A 15,740-nucleotide genomic window follows, 5' to 3' on the forward strand; every position below is an offset into this window, starting at 1 on the left:
TCACAGCTTCCCGACGAGCAAGCGCTTCACGGGCCCGGGCGGCTCGCCCTGCTTGCAGCCGTCCAGGAGGAAGCGGATCCCGGGCAGGTTCTTGGCGCGGGCGTCGCAGGTCGGCTTCGAGTCGAGCCACTCGGGGTTTCGCACGATCTCGATCTCGCCATAGACGTCGCGCAGATCCTGGTAGGTCGAACCGACGCCGATGCCTTCGGCGGTGGTGATGCCGGGGCTCTCGATCACGATGGCGTCCACCAGCGCGCCGGCGCGCGCCGCGGCGAGCGCCTTCGGTGCGAGCACGGGCAGGAGCTCCTCGATGGGCCCTGGATCGACCTCGTCCATCGGTCCCTTGTCCAGGGTCACCCACACCGGCGGGTTGCCGATCAGGAAGCCCTCCATGGGCTGCGCGTCGGCGACCCAGCGCGCCTCGTAACGCGCCCTGTCGTCGAGGTAGCGTGCCGGGATCGGCGCTCCCACCACGATGTCGTCCACGGCGCCGCCACGCACGCGCGCGGGCGCGGGCCTGGCGGCGGGCGGCTTCGCGGGATCGACGCTGCCGCTCGGCGGCACCGGCGTCACTTCGGGGCTGGGAGGCCCGCTCGGCTTCGGCGCGGCGCAGCTCACCCCACAGGCGAGGCACAACAGAATTCGCAGCGTTCCCATGGGCTCGCGGTTAGGCGAAGCGACAGCACGGCGCAACCCTGGCCCTTCCGCTAAGCTTCGAGGCATGGGTGTTCCACGGCGCCTCGCCGGCGCGGCGGCCTTCGCGCTCTGGGCGAGGGCGTGCAGCGTCGAGCCCATCGACATCGAGGGCAAGGAGTGCCCCTGCGCCCCGAGCTACACCTGCGACCCGCGGACCAACCGCTGCATCATCGGCAACGCCACCGGGGGCAGCGCGGGCGCGGCGAACGGTGGCGCGGCGAGCACCGGCAGCGGAGGAGCGGCGGGCAGCGCGGGCAGCGCGCCGGGCGGCGGAGGCTCCAGCGGCTCCGGCGGCGACGCGAGCGTCGATGGGACTTCGCCCGACGGCAGCGCGAGCGGCGGTACCAGCTCCGGCGGCGGCGGTGCCGGCGGAACGGTCGTGAGCGGCGGAGGCAGCTCGGGAACTGGTGGCGCCACCGGCAACAAGGGCAGCTGCGTCGGTTACTGCGATCTGAACGACGAGCCCGTGCCGGGCAGCAAGCCGCCGTGCTACTGCGACGCCGCCTGCGAGGGCTTCGGCGACTGCTGCTCGGACAAGATCCAGATCTGCGGCAAGGCACCGGCAGACGCGGGCGCGGGTTAGCGCTCCTCCGCCAGCTCGTACGCCGCCCGAGCCAGCGCCGTGGCGGTCTCGAGCGTCAGCTTCTTCCGCGCCTGGCTGCCCGCGACCAGGGCGATGCCGGGGTAGTCCACGTAGATCTGCCAGCCCATGCCTTGCACGGTGCGCGCCGCCGCGGAGAGCATCACGCGGCTCGCGTCGCGCTCGCGCGGTGACGCGAGCACGACCACCGCTTCGCGTGCCCAGAGGTCGGTCCACGACGCCAGCACGCTCAGCAGCACCGGCCGGCCGTGGAACGCGCCGGCGATGGACCAGCGGCTGGTGAAGGTGCCTTGCGCCTCGAAGGTGGGCGGGGTCACGCCGATCCAGTAGCGGTCGAGCCAGTCGAAGGGCGGCTCGAGGCCGGAGCCGAACTCGCCGCGCAGCTGCTTGCTGAGCGAGAGCATCGCCTCCTCCAGGCTCGGCGTCAGCGCGCGAACGGCGTAGCCGAACGCCAGCACGGGGACGGCCAGGAACGCCAGGCTGCCCACCACGAACCAGGTGCGGAGGACCACCGCGCGCCGTGCGGTGGCGACCTTCGCGCGGAGCAGGGCGCGCTCCGCCCGGGCCCGAGCGCGACGGGCGAGCTGCAGCTCGGAGAGCGCCAGTGAGAACACGCTGTCGGCGTGCTCGTCCGGAGCGATCACCACCGAGCGGCAGTGCCCGCACTCCACTGCGTGCTCGCCCGCGCGAAACCAGAGCGGCGCACCACACTCGCCGCAGCAAGTGAGCGGCGCGGGCCTCGCGCCGTGCTCCCGCCCGTACCACTCTGGATCGGAGCCGAGGCGGCTCCAGCGCCGGTGCCGCGTCGCGCGCCGGTACAAGAACACACACACGCCGACGAAGGCGGCGACGAAGCCCAGCGCCGCTGCTCCCGCGACGATGGTCAGCAGGATGGCGGCCCAGGGCTCCAGCTCGTCGAACGCGACCAGCACGGCGCCGACGGCGTAGAGCGCCAGGCTCGCGAGCGCCGGGAGCACGAAGACCGCGGCCACGACCGCGAGCACCAGCGTCAACGCGCCGCTCTTCAGCCGCTCGCCCGCCGCCGCAGATTTCTGGTGGCGCGCCAGCTGCTCCTCCTGGGCGTGCGCCGCCCGCGCCGAGGCGAGGGCGTTCCAGCGCTCCCACACGGCCCGCCGCAGCTCTTCCGGAACCGGCCGCCAGGCGTGGCAGGCCCGGCACCACGACCAGGCCGAGGACACGTCCACCGCCAGCGGCGCACCGCAGCCGGGGCAAGGTACGGCGTCGGCCTGGTGAACCCGGGTCATGCTGCCTCGTTAGCGCGGATCAGCGCGGCCGTGATAGTGCTCCCGCGTGCAAGCGGTGATCTTGGCGGGGGGCTTGGCGACGCGGATGCGCCCGCGCACGCTCACGCTGCCCAAGAGTCTGCTCGAGGTGGCGGGCCGGCCGTTCGTCGCCTGGCAGCTCGAGGCCCTGGCGCGCTCGGGCTTCTCGCGGGTGCTGCTCTGCATCGGGCACCTGGGCGAGCAGATCCGCGCGCTCGTGGCCGACGGCGCGGCGTTCGGCCTGGTCGCCGAGTACTCGGAGGACGGCCCCACCTTGCTCGGCACGGCGGGCGCGCTGCGCCGGGCGCTGCCGCTGCTCGAGCCGACCTTCCTGGTCACCTACGGCGACAGCTACCTGCCCTTCGACTACTCGGCGCCGCTCCGCGATCTCGACGCGCACCCGGAGGCGCTCGGCACGATGAGCGTGTTCGAGAACCGCGGCCAATGGGACTCGAGCAACACCCGCGTCCAGGGCGAGCTCGTGCTGAGCTACGAGAAAGGCGCGACCTCTCCCGACGTCGCGTTCATCGACTACGGCGCCATCGCGCTCCGTCGTGAAGTCGTCGCCGGCTTGCCCGAAGGTCGGGTGATCGGCCTCGACGGCGTGCAGGCGGAGCTGGCCCGGCAAGGACGCTTGCGCGCGCTCGTGGCCCATGAAAGGTTCTTCGAAATCGGCTCGGAAGCCGGCCTCGTCGAGCTCGCCAAGAAACTCGGAACCCCGTGATCATCTCCCGCGCACCCGTTCGTTTCTCCCTCGGTGGAGGTGGCACCGACCTGCCGAGCTACTACGAGAAGTTCGGTGGCTTCGTGGTCAGCGCGGCCATCGACTCCTACGTCTACATCACGGCCAACAAGCGCTTCTACGACGACATCCGCCTGGCCTATTCGCAGACCGAGATCGTGCCGAACGTGGAGTCGATCCAGCATCGCATCTTCCGCGAGGCGCTGCGCATGACCGGGATCGGACGCGCCATCGAGCTCACCAGCGTGGCCGACGTGCCGGCCAACAGCGGGCTCGGGTCTTCGTCGAGCTTCACGGTGGCGTTGCTCAACGCGCTCCACACCTTCAAGCGTGAGTTCGTGTCTTCGCGGCAGCTCGCGGAGGAGGCCTGCGAGCTCGAGATGGTCCGGCTGGGCGAGCCCATCGGCAAACAGGACCAGTACATCGCGGCGTTCGGCAACGTGACCGCGCTGACCCTGGACAAGGACGGCAGCGTCCACGTCGAGCCGGTGCCGGTGCGCGACGAGGTGATCGACGAGCTGACCAACAACCTGATCATCATGTGGTCGGGCATCGAGCGCGCGGCCAGCTCGGTGCTGGCGGAGCAGGGCAGCCGCGTGCAGAAGAAGGACAGCTCGACGCTCGACGGCATGCACCGCATCAAGGCGCTGGGCCACGAGGTCTACGATCTGCTGGTGAAGGGAGAGACGGACCGCTACGGCGAGCTCTTGCACGAGCACTGGACGAACAAGCGCAAGCTCGCCAGCAAGATGACCGACGACCGCATCGACGAGCACTACGACACGGCCCGGAAGGCCGGCGCCATCGGCGGCAAGCTGATGGGCGCGGGGGGCGGCGGCTTCTTCATGTTCTACGCGCGCCCGGCGGACAAACGGCGGGTGTACGAGGCTCTGGTCCAGCGCGGCCTCCGGCCGCTTCGCTTCAGGTTCGATCTCGATGGCGCGCGCATCGTGGCCAACATGCACCGCACGTAGGGCGCTGACCCTGGGCCTCGCGCTGATGACGGCGAGCTGCAGCTCCCGCTACCAGCCGCAGACCGGGCCACGCCTGTCCATCGTGATGGACGAGGGCAGCCTGACGTACGTGCGAGACGGGCAGAAGTTCAAGCACGGCATGATGGGCGGCGGGCTCGTCGAAGCCGTCGAAGACGACCCGGAAGCGAAGGAAGCAGCGGAGCGGTACCACTCGCGCATGACCAGCGGCTTCGTGCTGTACCTGGTCGGCACCGGCTGTCTGATCACCGGCATGGTCGTCGGGCTCAGCACCATCGACGAGCGCGAGCGGCACTCCGACAAGGACGCGATCGCCGCCGGCGGCCTGCTCTGCGGCGTGGCAGGGCTCGTCGTCGGCGCGTCGCTCCTGGCCTCGGGCATGCCGTACCAATACGACGCGGTGAACATCTACAACGACAACCTCGAGCGACGCCGCGCCATCATGCTCCCGCCCCCCGCGCCGCCGGGCTACGTGCCCTACGCGCCGGTGCCGGTGCCCGCTCCAGCACCCCCGGCTCCACCTGCGCCGCCTCAGCTGACTCCGCTCGGCGGTGGAGACGCGGGGCCCACGGACGCCGGCGCTCCAGACGGCTCTTGAGAGATGGCCCGGCTCGCGCACAAGCTCGTCGAGCCGCTGCTCCTCTCCGACGCCCTCGCCCGCGCCCGTGCGCTGCCGAAGGACCACGCTCCTCGGGCCCGGGAGCTCGGCGCCGCGGCGCGCCGGCGCGCCGACGCGGCCCGCGCGCTCCGCTCCGAGGAGCACGACGTCGCCGCGCTCCGCCTCGAGCGCGAAGCGGCGCTGTTGGCGCTGGAAGCGCTGCTCGCTGCGCGGGGTGAGCCGGCCGGTGCGCCAGCAGACGCCTGGTCCCACCTGACCGCGCTGCCGGACCCGCCGCCGGGGCTCGGCGCCGCGCGGAAGCTGCTGGAGAGCGACGACCCGCTGGTCTTCGACGCGCTCGCCGACCCGCGCCGGGCGCGCGCCGAGCTCGCGCCCACCCTCGACTGGCTCCTCCGCTTGGCAGAGCCGCGTACGGAGCGCGAGCTCCGGAGGGCTCGCGTCGGCCGCGTCGCGGCGCTGTCGGCGGGGCTCGGCGGCGCGCTCTGGCTCTGCCTCTGGCTGTTCGTCTGGCCGGCGAACGAAGCGGCGCACAAGCCGGCGCACATGAGCAGCCTGGTCCGCGGCGGCACGCCGACCGAGAACCTGACCGACGGCGTGCGCGGCAAGCCGTTCTCGACCAGCGAGCGGCAGGGCGATGCCTGGGCCCGCGTCGATCTGCTGAACGTGGTGGAGGTCGAGCGCGTGACGATCTTCGGCGCGGCGGAGACGTCGCTGCCGTTGATCGTCGAGCTCAGCGACGACGACCGCAAATTCACCCAGGTCGCGGAGCTCGCAGGGGCGCCGGTGAACGGGCGCTGGTCGGCTGAGCTGGGCAAGAAGCGCGGGCGCTTCGTGCGCATCCGCCACCCGGGACAGGGCGTGCTCTCGCTCAGCGAGATCGAGGTCTGGGGCAAGCGCTGACTACGGCGGCGTCCAGTGGCCCTTGGCCAGCGCCGCGAGCACCACGGCCGCCACGTAGAAGGCCAGGCCCACGGCGATCAGCGCCATCGAGCGGTGCAGCGCGCGCTGCAACGAGTTGCGCCGCTCGAGCACGCGCCGCGCAAGCTCGACGTTGCCGTCGCCCAGGTCCTGCGTGACCCAGCGCACGTTGGCCAGGCACTGAAGTGTGATCACGATGGCGACCAGGATCAGCGTGACGCCGACGATCATGGCGCCGGCGGCGAACGGGCCGGCGTTGACCATGTTGTGCCCGGCGAAGCCGGTCACGCTGATGCAAATGCCGGCGATGCCGAGGAAGGTCTGCGCTTGTGTGCGCAACACCGCGAGCTGCGCCGCCAGGAACGACACCAGCTCGCTGGTGCGTTCGAACGCTGCCGCCAGATTCTCGGCCTCACGGGCCTCGCCCATGCCAACGGCGCGTACCAGAACGCGCCCGGCACGGCCAAGTTGGGCTCACTGGAAGCTCAGGACCACGTTGTTGTCCGCGGTCTGGCGCAGGCTGCTGGGCTGGGTGCCCGCCAGGATCTCGTAGGCCGGGCCCGCGCCGCAGGTCACGCTGCGGGCGTTCGGCGCGCCGGACCTCTGGCAGCTGGGCGGCGCGGCCGCGTCCTGCACCGTGCCCTTCACCGGGCTCTTGGCGTTCAGGACGTAGCCGCCGGCCTTGGGGAAGGTCGCGGCGATGCTGCCCGACACCGTCGAGATGCGCCCGCCTCGGCTGCCGGGGTTCACCGCCGCTAGGCGCACCGTGATGGCCGGATTCGGACCGTCGTGGCTCTGATCGGTGTTGGTCAGATTCACCTCGTCGCTGACGTCGAACAGGCTGATGCCGGCGCCGCACTGCACCGTGGTGCTGCGCACGGTCGGCGCGCCCTGGATCCAGCAGGCACCGAGCGACGACTGGTTGGTGACGCTGAGCGCGGTGGCCCGCCCCACGGCCTGCACCTTCAGGTCGAAGTTGTTGAGCGGACCGCCGCCTTTGTTGACGATGGTGAGCGGGCCGTCGAAGTTGTCGGGCACACGCACGACGACGTTCGCCCCGAGCCCGTTGCTGCCGCCCTCGCGGCCCACGGTCACCAGGTTCGGCGCGGCAGCGGTGCGCAGGTTCTGGGCCAGCTGCTGGTCGGCCAGAGCCTTCTCGTCGTGCCCCGCATACGCGAACGGGAAGAACTGCACCTCCAGCTTGCCGCTGGCGCTGCGCTGCACGTCGATGTTGCCGTAGAGTACGTCGATGGTGAGCGGCGTGCCCGGCGCGCGATCGAAGGCCTGGGGGGCGCTGGGCGCGCCGTCATAGCGGACCAGGCTCTTGGCGGAGCACTTGGTGCCGCTGGCGTCCTCGATGCAGGTCACGGAGCACGCGGTACCGAAGAGCGAGAAGACGGCGGCAATGGCGAGAGCACGCATCGGAAACCCCTTCCTGAAGGAAGCGTGGACTATGCCGGCAGGGCCACGCCGGCGCCAAGCGCAGAATTGTCGTTCAGTCGCGGGAGGAGATGAAAATCCTGAGCACGTACCACAGCATCATCGCCACCGAGGCGAACAGCTCGAGCGCCGCGGCCACGTAGCGGTCCTCCGGGAAGTGGTGGATGACGTTCGATGTGTCGTACAGGATGGCGGCGCCGGCGAAGCCGACCATGAGCACGCTGAAGAACGTGCCGAGCTGGAAGCCGAACGCGACGCCCGCGACGATGGCGATCAGCGCCACTATGCCGCCCCAGAACAGGAAGCCGCGCAGGAACGAGAAGTCCTTGCGGGTGACGAAGGCGATGGCGGTCAGCCCGGCGAAGCCGAGCATGGTCACGAGCGACGCGCTCTGGATGGCGCCGGGCGCGACCTTGTCCGCGATCACGAGCAGCGGTACGAAGATGATGGCCTGCGCCACTACCATGCCGAGGAGCGCCAGGTACTGGAGCGGTTTGGACAGCGAGCGGTGCGCTGCGTGGCTGGCGAGCCAGCTCACCAGCACGAAGCCGCCGAGCACGAGCAGCCAGCTCTTGCCGAGCAAAGCCGCGGCGATCGGATAGGCCAACCCCGACGTGAACAGCCCCACCTCGATGGCCGCGAACAGCACGATGGCCCCGAACAGGTGGTTGTAGGTGCGGACGATGAACTTGGCGCGCGCGTCGACGGGGTTCACCCCGACGTTCCCGCGGGCGACGCTGGACGAGTACATCTGGCTCATGTTCCGCGGAACATAGGGCAGGGCCGGGGGCTCGGCCAGTAGCGGGGTCAGGGCGACTTTTGCAGGCCTTTTCCCGAGTGGACGCGCCCGGGCACGCTTGCCAGCCTCGCCGCCGCCTGCGACCCTGGGGCTTGGATGTACGTGTGTCCGAGCTGCGGCCTGCCGGCGCAGGCGCCGGGGTTCTGCACGGAGGACGGGGCGGCGCTCGCCTCGACCGCCGGCGATCCCCTGCTCGGTCAGACCGTCGGCAGCTACCGCATCGCGCGGCTGATCGGCCAGGGCGGGATGGGAGCCGTGTACCTGGGCGTGCAGCCCAGCATCGGCAGCCGCGTCGCCATCAAGGTGCTGTCGCCGAGCGCCTCGTCCACCGCCGGCATGGTGGACCGCTTCTTCGCCGAGGCCCGCGCCGCCAACAAGATCCGTCACGAGAGCATCGTGAACGTGCTCGATCTGAGCGTCCTGCCCGATCAACGGCCGTACATCGTGATGGAGTACCTGGAGGGCGCGCCGCTCGCGAGCCACTTCGAGGCGCTCCGTCCCTTCCCGCTGGGCCTCCTGGCGCGCATCGGGCTCGAGACCCTGGGCGCCCTCGAAGCCGCCCACTCGCACGGCATCACGCACCGCGACCTGAAGCCCGACAACCTGTTCTTGACCTCGCTCGGGCGGGTCAAGGTGCTCGACTTCGGCATCGCCAAGCTGCGCCCCGAGCTCGGTGGGCAGAGCGATGCCACTCGCACCGGCGCGCTGCTCGGCACGCCGCAGTACATGTCGCCGGAGCAGGCGCTGGGGCAGCCGGTCGACACCCGCGCGGACATCTACTCACTCGGCGTGGTGCTGTTCGAAGGCGCCACGGGCCGGAGGCCGTTCGAGGCCGACTCGCTGTTCGAGCTGCTCAAGCAGCACATCGAGGCGACCCCTCCCCACCCCTCCAGCTTGCGTCCGGACCTACCCCCCGCCTTCGAGCACGTGATCTGGCGCGCGATGGAGAAGGACAAGAACCGGCGCTTCCAGTCGGCGGCGGAGATGGCGCAGGCGCTCTCGGCGGTGCTCGCGACGCTCCCGGACGTCGGGATGAGCGCGCCGCCGCTCCCGCCGCCGCGCCCGAGCGCTCCGACCCCGATGGTGCTGGCCCCCACCGCGGCGCAGTCTCACGCCACCGTCGGCGGAGTGAGCTCGGCGCCCGTGCCCTCCCGGTCCTCACCCGTCGGCTTCATCGTCGGCGTCCTGGGCGCGCTGGTCGCGCTGGTGGCGGTGGTGGCGGCGGTGGCGATCTACTTCGTGCTCGACCGAGAGACCGTCAACGTCACCTTCGAGCAGGGGGGTGGCAGCCCGAGCGGCGCAGAAGCGGTGGCGGGCCTGGCCGACGCGCGCAGCCAGGCCCGCAAGCACTTCGCCGACGCGGAGCTGGTCACGATCTCGGTCTCCGGCGTGAAGCCCGACGGCAGCGTGAAGCTCGAAGACAACACCCACGCCGTCTCCTTCATGTTCCGATCCCCGAGCGCCTCGAAGACGAGCAAGAAGTGCATGGTCTCGGTCAGCACGTCCATGTACGGTACGTTCACCTCGCCGTACGAGGACGCCTCGTTCAACTGCGAACAACCGGTGATCAACGCGCCGAAGTGCTCGCTCGCCCAGGTGATGAAGAAGGCGCCCGCCGGCACCAAGACGGCGGTGTTCAACAGCCAAGCCGGCGGCTGGAGCTGGGTGTTGATGGGCGGCTCGGGCGCGGTCACCATCATCCCCGACAACTGCTAGGCGACGCGCATGGCGCTCCGCACGAACCGCGAGCTCTACGCCCACGTGCTCGAGCTCGCGCGTCGCCCGAATGCGCGACCGCTGGAGGAGTACCTGCGGGCGCTCTGGGCCCTGGCCGCGCCGCTCTCCCATCGCGACGCGCTCACGCTCGACGAGCTGGGCGCGCTGCTCGAGGGCGCCCTCGCCGCCGAAGCCGCTGCCTTCGGCCCGGACTGGCGAGAGGAGCGCGAGCTCCCGTGGCAGGAGACGTTGCGCCTTCAGGTCGTCGATCTCAGGGAGCTCGCGGCGAGCGGGGAGCTGGAGGACGAGCAGCGCTACTTCGGCATCGACGCACCCGGCGGCGGGCGCTGGTACAACTTCGACGTCGGCAGCTACCTGGAGTGTGGCGTGCAGGGCGCGTTCGGCGGATGGACGCCCGAAGAGAACGACGGGCGGGTGGTCGTCCCTGGCAAGGTCGCCGTCATCGACCAGGCAGGTCAGCTCGTCGCCGTCGATCCCCAGGACCTTCAGGAGGAAGAGCTGGTCTTGGAGCGGGTGACCTGGGAGGACTTCGAGCGCCTGCTCTGGGCGGGGCAGAGCTACGAGTGATGGACGCGTCCACCGCAACCCACCCCTGCTCGACGCGCGCCGATGACTTGATCGGCGTCAACACGGCCGTTCGCGCGGCGTGGGAACATCCCGCGTCGAGGGCCCCATGGATTCCTTCTTCGTGTGCGAGTCGTGCCAGCGGCACGTCAAGGCGACCGAGACCACATGTCCGTTCTGCCGCTCGGCGCGGAGTCGCGTCGGGGTGACCGCGGCGCTGGTGGTCGGAGTCGGCCTCTCGCTCGCCGCTTGCGGCGGCGACTCCGACAGCGGTGGCAGCGGCGGCGCTGCGGGCAGCGGCGGCTCCTCCGCGGGCGGCGCCTCCGGTGCGGCGGGCTCGGGGACCGGCGGCACCGCCGGGACCAGCTCCGGCGGCATGGCCGGCATGATGCCGGCGTACGGGCCGCCACCGGTGGGTGGCGCCGCGGGCATGGGCGGCAGCGCGGGCTCGGGCGGCGCCAGCGGCGGCACCGGCGGCAGCGCCACGGGCGGCGACGGCGGCGCGATGCCCGCCTACGGACCGCCGCCGCCGGACGCGGGCTGAGTCAGGCCTGGGCGGGAAGCCCTCGGACCCAGTCGTCGGGTGCGGCTTCGAGCACGAGCTCGAAGCGCGCGGTGTCGCGGATCTCTCCCTTCGCCGCGGCGACCAGCTTCAGGCGCTCGCGCTGTCCGGCCGCGAGCAGCTCCAGCGCGCGGTGGTGGCAGTAGGGATTGTTGCCGACCTTGCCGAGCAGCGTGGAGCTGGTCCAGATGCAGCCGCCCTTGCAGGTCTCGGCGTAGTAGCAGCCGCGGCAGAAGCCCCAGAGATCGTCGAGCACGAAGCCGCGGGTGAACCGTAGCTCGGGCGAGTGGTCCCAGATCTCGCGGATGGACTTGTCGCGCACGTTCCCGCCCACGAAGCCCTTCGAGGCCATGGCGGAGCAGCCCTTGACGTCGCCGTTGGCCTCGATGCCCAGGGTGCGGATGCCGCCGCCGCAGCCGCTGGAGAAGCCCTGGCGCGAGCGATCCGCGCGCAAGAGGTGCTCGTAGGGCCCGAAGTAGCCCACGTTGTTGCCCGGCCAGAGCTTCACGCCCAGCTCGTCGGCGCGCCGGCGCGCCGCAGCGATGCGCGGCATGACCTCCAGGATGTCGTGGGGCTCGAGCCAGAGATCCTCCGCCTCCGCGGCGCGACCCATCGGCACCATCAGCTGCACCTGCCAGCCGTAGGCGCCACGCGCCGCCGCGAGCTCCACGATGCCGTCGAGCTCGCGGTAGTTCTTGCGATTCACCTGCGTGTTGCAGCCGACCGCGACGCCGCGCTCGTGCAAGAGCTCGAGCGCGCGGAGGGCGCCGCGGTGGCTGCCGCGGAGGCCGCGCAGCTCGTCGTGCGTCGCTTCCAGCCCGTCCACGGAGACGCTGACGGCGGTGATGTCGGCGTCGCGGAGGCCGTCGGCCAGCTCCGGCGTGATGCCACGCCCGCCGGTGACCATGGTGCACTCGATGCCGCGCGCGCGGATCGCCCCCACCAGCTCCAGGAAATCCTTGCGCAGGTAGGCCTCGCCGCCGTGGACCGCGATCTCCGCCGTGCCCATGGCATGGAGCTGGTCGACCACGTCGAGCATCTCCGCGGTGGAGAGCTCGTTCGGGTGACTCTTCCCGGCGCGGGTGCCGCAGAACCGACAGTGCTGATCGCAGCGCAGCGTCGTCTCCCAGACCACCAGCAGCGGACGGCAGTCGCTGACGACCTGCAAGCGGCGAGGCTCGACGCTGGTCACGGGACGATCTTAGCTCAGAAGCCAGCGTCGAGCTGGCCCAGGATGGCGGTCGTCACCTCGGACATCTTGGCGGCGCGCTCGCTGCCGGAGAGGTCGTAGGTGAGCGGGGCGCCGGCGGCGATCACGGCGCGCACCGCGGCCTCGATGGCGTCGCCCCCGCGGCGGAGCGCCGAGTCGCCTTGCTTGTCGCCGAGCCAGCGCAGCGCCTCGCCGGTCGCGAGGATCATCGCCATGGGGTTCGCCTTGTCCTGGCCCGCGTGCTTGGGCGCGGAGCCGTGGATGGGCTCGAACATGGCGTGGTGATCGCCGACGTTGCAGCCGACGGCCAGGCCCATGCCACCCTGGAGCACCGAGGCCAGATCCGTGACGATGTCCCCGAACATGTTGGTGGACACCACCACGTCGTAATACTCCGGCTGCCCGAGCAGCCACTGCGTGAAGGCGTCCACGATGGCCACGTCCTTCTCGATCTCCGGGTAGTCTCGGCCAATCTCGTCGAACACCTCGGCGAACAGCCGACAGCCGTCCAGGACGTTGTTCTTCACCAGCACGGTGACGCGGCGCTTCTTGTCCTTGGGAGCGCCATTGCGCTTCTTGCTGAGCTCGAAGGCCAGGCGGATCACCCGCTCCGAAGCGGCGCGCGTGATCACGCGCACGTCGGTGGCCAGGACCGTGCGCCCTCCGGGAGAGAGCGTGCCGCCCATGCCGGAGTACAGCCCCTCGGTGTTCTCGCGCACGAACACCATGTCCACGTCGGCCGGGCGCCACACCTGCTGGTGCCGGCCCGAGATGCGGTGCGACACGCCCTCGTAGAGCTTGACCGGGCGGATGTTCGCGTACAGGTCGAGCCGCGAGCGGTTGCCGAGCACGGCGTTGTAGCCCGCCATGTGACCGTTCGGCATCATCACCGGACCCTTGCCCTCCGGCGAGGGCCAGCCCACGGCGCCCAGCAAGATCACGTCCGCGCGCTTGCACTTCTCGGCCGAGCCGTCCGGCCAGTCCTTGCCGTGCTCCAGGTAATACTGCCCGCCGCAGGGGATCTCTTCGACGGCGAATCTCGCGCCGATCCCGCGCTCCACGCGCTCGAGCACGCGGCGGGCCTGCGCGGCGATCTCGCGACCGATGCCGTCGCCTGGCAAGAGGACGACGTCGTAGCTCTCGTCTGCCATGAGCCAGGAGATGCCCGCGTGGCCGCGGAGGGTCAAGCGCGCGTGGTCACTTCACGATGGGCACGCACTTGCCGTTCACGCAATCTTCGCCGGCCTGGCACTCCTTCTTGTCGGTGCAGGGCTGGCGCTCGACGCTGGTCACCCACTGCGCGATGTGATTGCCGCCGGCGATGTCCTGGAACGGCAGCCAGAAGGCCGGCAGGCTGGGGTCCTTGCCCTGCTGCCCGAGTTCCGGATCGAAGGCGCTCATCCAGAGCTGGACCTTCGAGCCCTGCGGCTGCCCTGTTGAGATGCGATCGCATCATGCTGGCCTCCCGCGCGCGAGGGGCATGCTAGCGCGTGGCCACCCGGTCGCCACTCTTCGCCACTTCGCCAGCTGCGCGTGTGGCTCATTTGCCGCCATTTTGGCTGCATCCCGGCTGGCATGCTCCTGCTCCCCGCTCCCTCGGCAGACCCCGAAGCTGGCGGTACACTGGCCATGGTGAGCGAAGCACGAGTCATCGAGCTCCACTACCGGCTCGACCCGGGCACCGACCGAGCTCTGGAAACTTGGGTCTTGCCCGAAGTGCCCGTGCCCGAGTCTCAGCCTCACGACCGTATGCTCGACCACCTGAAGGCGCTCTTGTTCGCCTGGGTGGCGCGCACTTCGCGCAGCGCCATGGTGGCGAGAAACCTGGCAGTGCGCTGGCTCGAGAAGCATCCGCAGGTCGGGATCGACCCGGATTTGTGCCTGGTCGAGCCGGCGCCGCCGCGCGCCGAAGAGCTCGAGAGCTTGTGCCTGTGGCGGCGCGGTCACCGCGCTCCGCGGCTGTGCATCGAGGTCGTCAGCAGGAACCATCCCTACAAGGACTACGGCGAGGTCCACGAGCGCTACGCCGCCTGCGGCGTCGAAGAGCTCTGGGTGCTCGACCCGCGGCGCCTAGGCCCGAAGAAACTCGGCGGCCCGGCGCCGCTCCAGATCTGGCGCCGCGAGCCGACGGGCGTGTTCGTCCGCGTCCACCACGGCGGCGGGCCGGCGCGCTCCGAGGTGCTCGACGCTTGGGTTCACCCCGTGTCCGGCGCGAGCATGCGCATCGCCGACGACAAGGCCGGCCTCTCGATGTGGCTCACGCAGGAGGAAGCCGAGCGGGCCGAAAAGGAGGTCGCGCTGGCCGCGCGGGAGGCCGAACGCGTCCAGAAAGAAGCCGCGCTGGCCGCGCAGGAGGCCGAGCGAGCCGAGAAGGAAGCTGAGCGGGCCGAGAAGGAGGCCGAACGCGCTCAGCGCCTCGAGCTGGAGCGGCGCGTGAAGGAGCTGGAGCGGCGCTTCAAGTGAGCTTCAGATGTACTGCCCTGCGTCCACGCGGATCACCTCGCCGGTGATGCAGCGCGCGGCGTCCGAGAGCAGGAACGCCACCGCGTTCGCCACGTCGCGCGGCGTCGGGAGCTGGGGCAACACGGCTTCGGCCTGGGCCTTGTCGCGAAACTCCTGGGGCAGCGCCAGGGTCATCTCCGTGAGCACCATGCCGGGCGCGACGGCGTTCACCGTCACGCCTTTCGCGCCGAGCTCGCGGGCGGCGGCCTTGGTCAACCCGATCAGGCCGGCCTTCGCCGCCGAGTAGTTCGCCTGCCCGAACTTGCCCCGCAGCCCGTTGATGCTGCTCACGTTCACGATGCGACCGTGCGCGGCGGCGCGCATGCGCGGTGCCAGTGCCCGCAGCACGTTGAAGGCTCCGGTGAGGTTCACGTCGATGACCGACTGCCACTCGTCGTCGCTCATCTTCCCGAGGCTCTTGTCCCGCGTGATGCCGGCGTTGTTGACCAGGAGCGTCGCGTCGTCCGGCAGGCCCAGGACTGCGGCCGCCACCGAAGCCGCGTCCGCGACGTTCACTTGGCGAAACTCGGCGCCCGCGAGCGGCTCCCCGGGCTCGAGGTCGAACCCGAACACGCGCGCGCCGCGCTCGAGCAAGAGCTCCGCAATGCTGCGGCCGATGCCGCGTGATGCGCCGGTGACCACCGCCGAGCGACCCGAGAGAGACCAGTCTTTCGCCATGCGCGGTCACATGCCGCGGCGCGGCCCGCGCGTCCATTGACCGGCGTCAACGCGGCAGGCGGCGCACGTAACCCGGCTGCGCGCGCTCCCAGCGGCCGCGCATCCAGACGTGGCGCACGCCGTCCCAGTGCCAGTAGCCCCGCACCCAGACCCAGCCGGGCCCGAGCGACCTGTCCGGCGTGGGGTCTGGACGAGCCTTCGGCACGTCGCTGGCGATCTGCCCCGCGTGGGGCTCGTCCGCGGGCGGCGGCGGCGTCTCGCGCGCTGCCTCGGCGTTCCCGGCGCGGCGCTCGACTCCTGTCACGCAGCCCGCGAGGCACAGCAAGGCGACTGGGAGGAAAGCCCTCACGCCCGAGAAGGTAGTGCATCCTCGGCTCTGCCCGAAGTCTGTTACGCT

Annotated in this window: 18 protein-coding genes and 1 pseudogene; 9 read left to right on the forward strand and 10 right to left on the reverse strand. The window is 71.0% G+C overall.

Features of this window, described 5'->3' with window-relative positions:
* Complete coding sequence (locus HS104_01235) at positions 1-657, reverse strand: hypothetical protein (GenBank protein MBE7478600.1); 657 nt, start codon at positions 655-657, stop codon at positions 1-3.
* Positions 658-721: 64 nt separating this feature from the next.
* On the opposite strand from HS104_01235, the gene HS104_01240 reads away from it, so the two are divergent.
* Entirely contained in the window at positions 722-1,279 is a 558-nt protein-coding gene (locus HS104_01240) for a hypothetical protein (protein MBE7478601.1), read from the forward strand.
* Here HS104_01240 and HS104_01245 read toward each other — a convergent pair.
* The gene (locus tag HS104_01245; GenBank protein MBE7478602.1) at positions 1,276-2,562 is read right to left on the reverse strand and encodes a hypothetical protein; all 1,287 of its coding nucleotides are present in this window, start codon (positions 2,560-2,562) and stop codon (positions 1,276-1,278) included. The two genes, HS104_01240 and HS104_01245, sit on opposite strands and share 4 nt — an antisense overlap.
* A gap of 85 nt (positions 2,563-2,647) precedes the next feature.
* Here HS104_01245 and HS104_01250 point away from each other — a divergent pair, with 85 nt between their 5' ends.
* From HS104_01250 to HS104_01265, 4 genes and pseudogenes are all read left to right on the forward strand, one after another.
* Positions 2,648-3,304 (forward strand): NTP transferase domain-containing protein, encoded by a 657-nt coding sequence (locus HS104_01250; GenBank protein MBE7478603.1) that lies wholly within the window; start codon positions 2,648-2,650, stop codon positions 3,302-3,304.
* Entirely contained in the window at positions 3,301-4,296 is a 996-nt protein-coding gene (locus tag HS104_01255; protein ID MBE7478604.1) for a sugar kinase, read from the forward strand. Before HS104_01250 ends, HS104_01255 begins: the two co-directional genes overlap by 4 nt.
* 475 nt (positions 4,297-4,771) lie before the next feature.
* A pseudogene (locus HS104_01260) lies at positions 4,772-4,846 on the forward strand (energy transducer TonB).
* A gap of 69 nt (positions 4,847-4,915) precedes the next feature.
* Positions 4,916-5,833: a discoidin domain-containing protein gene (locus tag HS104_01265; protein ID MBE7478605.1), complete on the forward strand. Its 918-nt coding sequence runs from the start codon at positions 4,916-4,918 to the stop codon at positions 5,831-5,833.
* Here the strand turns inward: HS104_01265 and HS104_01270 are convergent, their stop codons facing one another.
* From HS104_01270 to HS104_01280, 3 genes are all read right to left on the reverse strand, one after another.
* Complete coding sequence (locus tag HS104_01270) at positions 5,834-6,280, reverse strand: hypothetical protein (protein MBE7478606.1); 447 nt, start codon at positions 6,278-6,280, stop codon at positions 5,834-5,836.
* Between the two features lie 45 nt (positions 6,281-6,325).
* Positions 6,326-7,273, reverse strand: coding sequence for a hypothetical protein (locus tag HS104_01275; GenBank protein ID MBE7478607.1), 948 nt, complete (start codon positions 7,271-7,273; stop codon positions 6,326-6,328).
* A gap of 73 nt (positions 7,274-7,346) precedes the next feature.
* The gene (locus HS104_01280) at positions 7,347-8,042 is read right to left on the reverse strand and encodes a Bax inhibitor-1 family protein (protein MBE7478608.1); all 696 of its coding nucleotides are present in this window, start codon (positions 8,040-8,042) and stop codon (positions 7,347-7,349) included.
* 144 nt (positions 8,043-8,186) lie between these two features.
* Here HS104_01280 and HS104_01285 point away from each other — a divergent pair, with 144 nt between their 5' ends.
* From HS104_01285 to HS104_01295, 3 genes are all read left to right on the forward strand, one after another.
* Entirely contained in the window at positions 8,187-9,806 is a 1,620-nt protein-coding gene (locus HS104_01285; GenBank protein MBE7478609.1) for a serine/threonine protein kinase, read from the forward strand.
* 9 nt (positions 9,807-9,815) lie between these two features.
* A complete protein-coding gene (locus tag HS104_01290; GenBank protein ID MBE7478610.1) occupies positions 9,816-10,394 on the forward strand; it encodes a hypothetical protein in 579 nt (192 codons plus the stop codon).
* A 106-nt stretch (positions 10,395-10,500) separates the two neighbouring features.
* Entirely contained in the window at positions 10,501-10,935 is a 435-nt protein-coding gene (locus HS104_01295; protein MBE7478611.1) for a hypothetical protein, read from the forward strand.
* 1 nt (position 10,936) lies between these two features.
* On the opposite strand, the gene HS104_01300 is transcribed toward HS104_01295, so the two are convergent.
* Genes HS104_01300 through HS104_01310 form a run of 3 tightly spaced genes read right to left on the reverse strand, consistent with a single transcriptional unit; the run spans position 10,937 to position 13,564 of the window.
* Positions 10,937-12,145, reverse strand: a complete 1,209-nt coding sequence (locus HS104_01300; protein ID MBE7478612.1) for a radical SAM protein — start codon at positions 12,143-12,145, stop codon at positions 10,937-10,939.
* A 14-nt stretch (positions 12,146-12,159) separates the two neighbouring features.
* Positions 12,160-13,314: an isocitrate/isopropylmalate dehydrogenase family protein gene (locus HS104_01305; protein MBE7478613.1), complete on the reverse strand. Its 1,155-nt coding sequence runs from the start codon at positions 13,312-13,314 to the stop codon at positions 12,160-12,162.
* Between the two features lie 46 nt (positions 13,315-13,360).
* Positions 13,361-13,564 carry a hypothetical protein gene (locus HS104_01310; protein MBE7478614.1) on the reverse strand — a complete coding sequence of 68 codons (204 nt, stop codon included), beginning with the start codon at positions 13,562-13,564 and terminating at the stop codon, positions 13,361-13,363.
* Between the two features lie 231 nt (positions 13,565-13,795).
* On the opposite strand from HS104_01310, the gene HS104_01315 reads away from it, so the two are divergent.
* Positions 13,796-14,626: a Uma2 family endonuclease gene (locus tag HS104_01315; protein MBE7478615.1), complete on the forward strand. Its 831-nt coding sequence runs from the start codon at positions 13,796-13,798 to the stop codon at positions 14,624-14,626.
* Between the two features lie 3 nt (positions 14,627-14,629).
* On the opposite strand, the gene HS104_01320 is transcribed toward HS104_01315, so the two are convergent.
* A complete protein-coding gene (locus tag HS104_01320; protein MBE7478616.1) occupies positions 14,630-15,343 on the reverse strand; it encodes an SDR family oxidoreductase in 714 nt (237 codons plus the stop codon).
* Positions 15,344-15,389: 46 nt separating this feature from the next.
* Positions 15,390-15,692: a YXWGXW repeat-containing protein gene (locus tag HS104_01325; GenBank protein MBE7478617.1), complete on the reverse strand. Its 303-nt coding sequence runs from the start codon at positions 15,690-15,692 to the stop codon at positions 15,390-15,392.
* Between the last annotated feature and the right edge of the window lie 48 nt (positions 15,693-15,740).

This window comes from Polyangiaceae bacterium (assembly GCA_015075635.1).
In the GTDB taxonomy this organism is placed as follows: Bacteria; Myxococcota_A; Polyangia; order Polyangiales; family Polyangiaceae; genus JADJKB01.

Bases quoted from the DNA above. Each gene is read 5' to 3' on its own strand.
- HS104_01265 (MBE7478605.1), top strand. From the start codon at position 4,916: ATGGCCCGGCTCGCGCACAAGCTCGTCGAGCCGCTGCTCCTCTCCGAC.
- HS104_01245 (MBE7478602.1), bottom strand. From the start codon at position 2,562: ATGACCCGGGTTCACCAGGCCGACGCCGTACCTTGCCCCGGCTGCGGT.
- HS104_01295 (MBE7478611.1), top strand. From the start codon at position 10,501: ATGGATTCCTTCTTCGTGTGCGAGTCGTGCCAGCGGCACGTCAAGGCG.
- HS104_01275 (MBE7478607.1), bottom strand. From the start codon at position 7,273: ATGCGTGCTCTCGCCATTGCCGCCGTCTTCTCGCTCTTCGGTACCGCG.
- HS104_01305 (MBE7478613.1), bottom strand. From the start codon at position 13,314: ATGGCAGACGAGAGCTACGACGTCGTCCTCTTGCCAGGCGACGGCATC.
- HS104_01240 (MBE7478601.1), top strand. From the start codon at position 722: ATGGGTGTTCCACGGCGCCTCGCCGGCGCGGCGGCCTTCGCGCTCTGG.
- HS104_01285 (MBE7478609.1), top strand. From the start codon at position 8,187: ATGTACGTGTGTCCGAGCTGCGGCCTGCCGGCGCAGGCGCCGGGGTTC.
- HS104_01290 (MBE7478610.1), top strand. From the start codon at position 9,816: ATGGCGCTCCGCACGAACCGCGAGCTCTACGCCCACGTGCTCGAGCTC.
- HS104_01250 (MBE7478603.1), top strand. From the start codon at position 2,648: ATGCGCCCGCGCACGCTCACGCTGCCCAAGAGTCTGCTCGAGGTGGCG.
- HS104_01320 (MBE7478616.1), bottom strand. From the start codon at position 15,343: ATGGCGAAAGACTGGTCTCTCTCGGGTCGCTCGGCGGTGGTCACCGGC.
- HS104_01310 (MBE7478614.1), bottom strand. From the start codon at position 13,564: ATGAGCGCCTTCGATCCGGAACTCGGGCAGCAGGGCAAGGACCCCAGC.
- HS104_01235 (MBE7478600.1), bottom strand. From the start codon at position 657: ATGGGAACGCTGCGAATTCTGTTGTGCCTCGCCTGTGGGGTGAGCTGC.
- HS104_01270 (MBE7478606.1), bottom strand. From the start codon at position 6,280: ATGGGCGAGGCCCGTGAGGCCGAGAATCTGGCGGCAGCGTTCGAACGC.
- HS104_01280 (MBE7478608.1), bottom strand. From the start codon at position 8,042: ATGTACTCGTCCAGCGTCGCCCGCGGGAACGTCGGGGTGAACCCCGTC.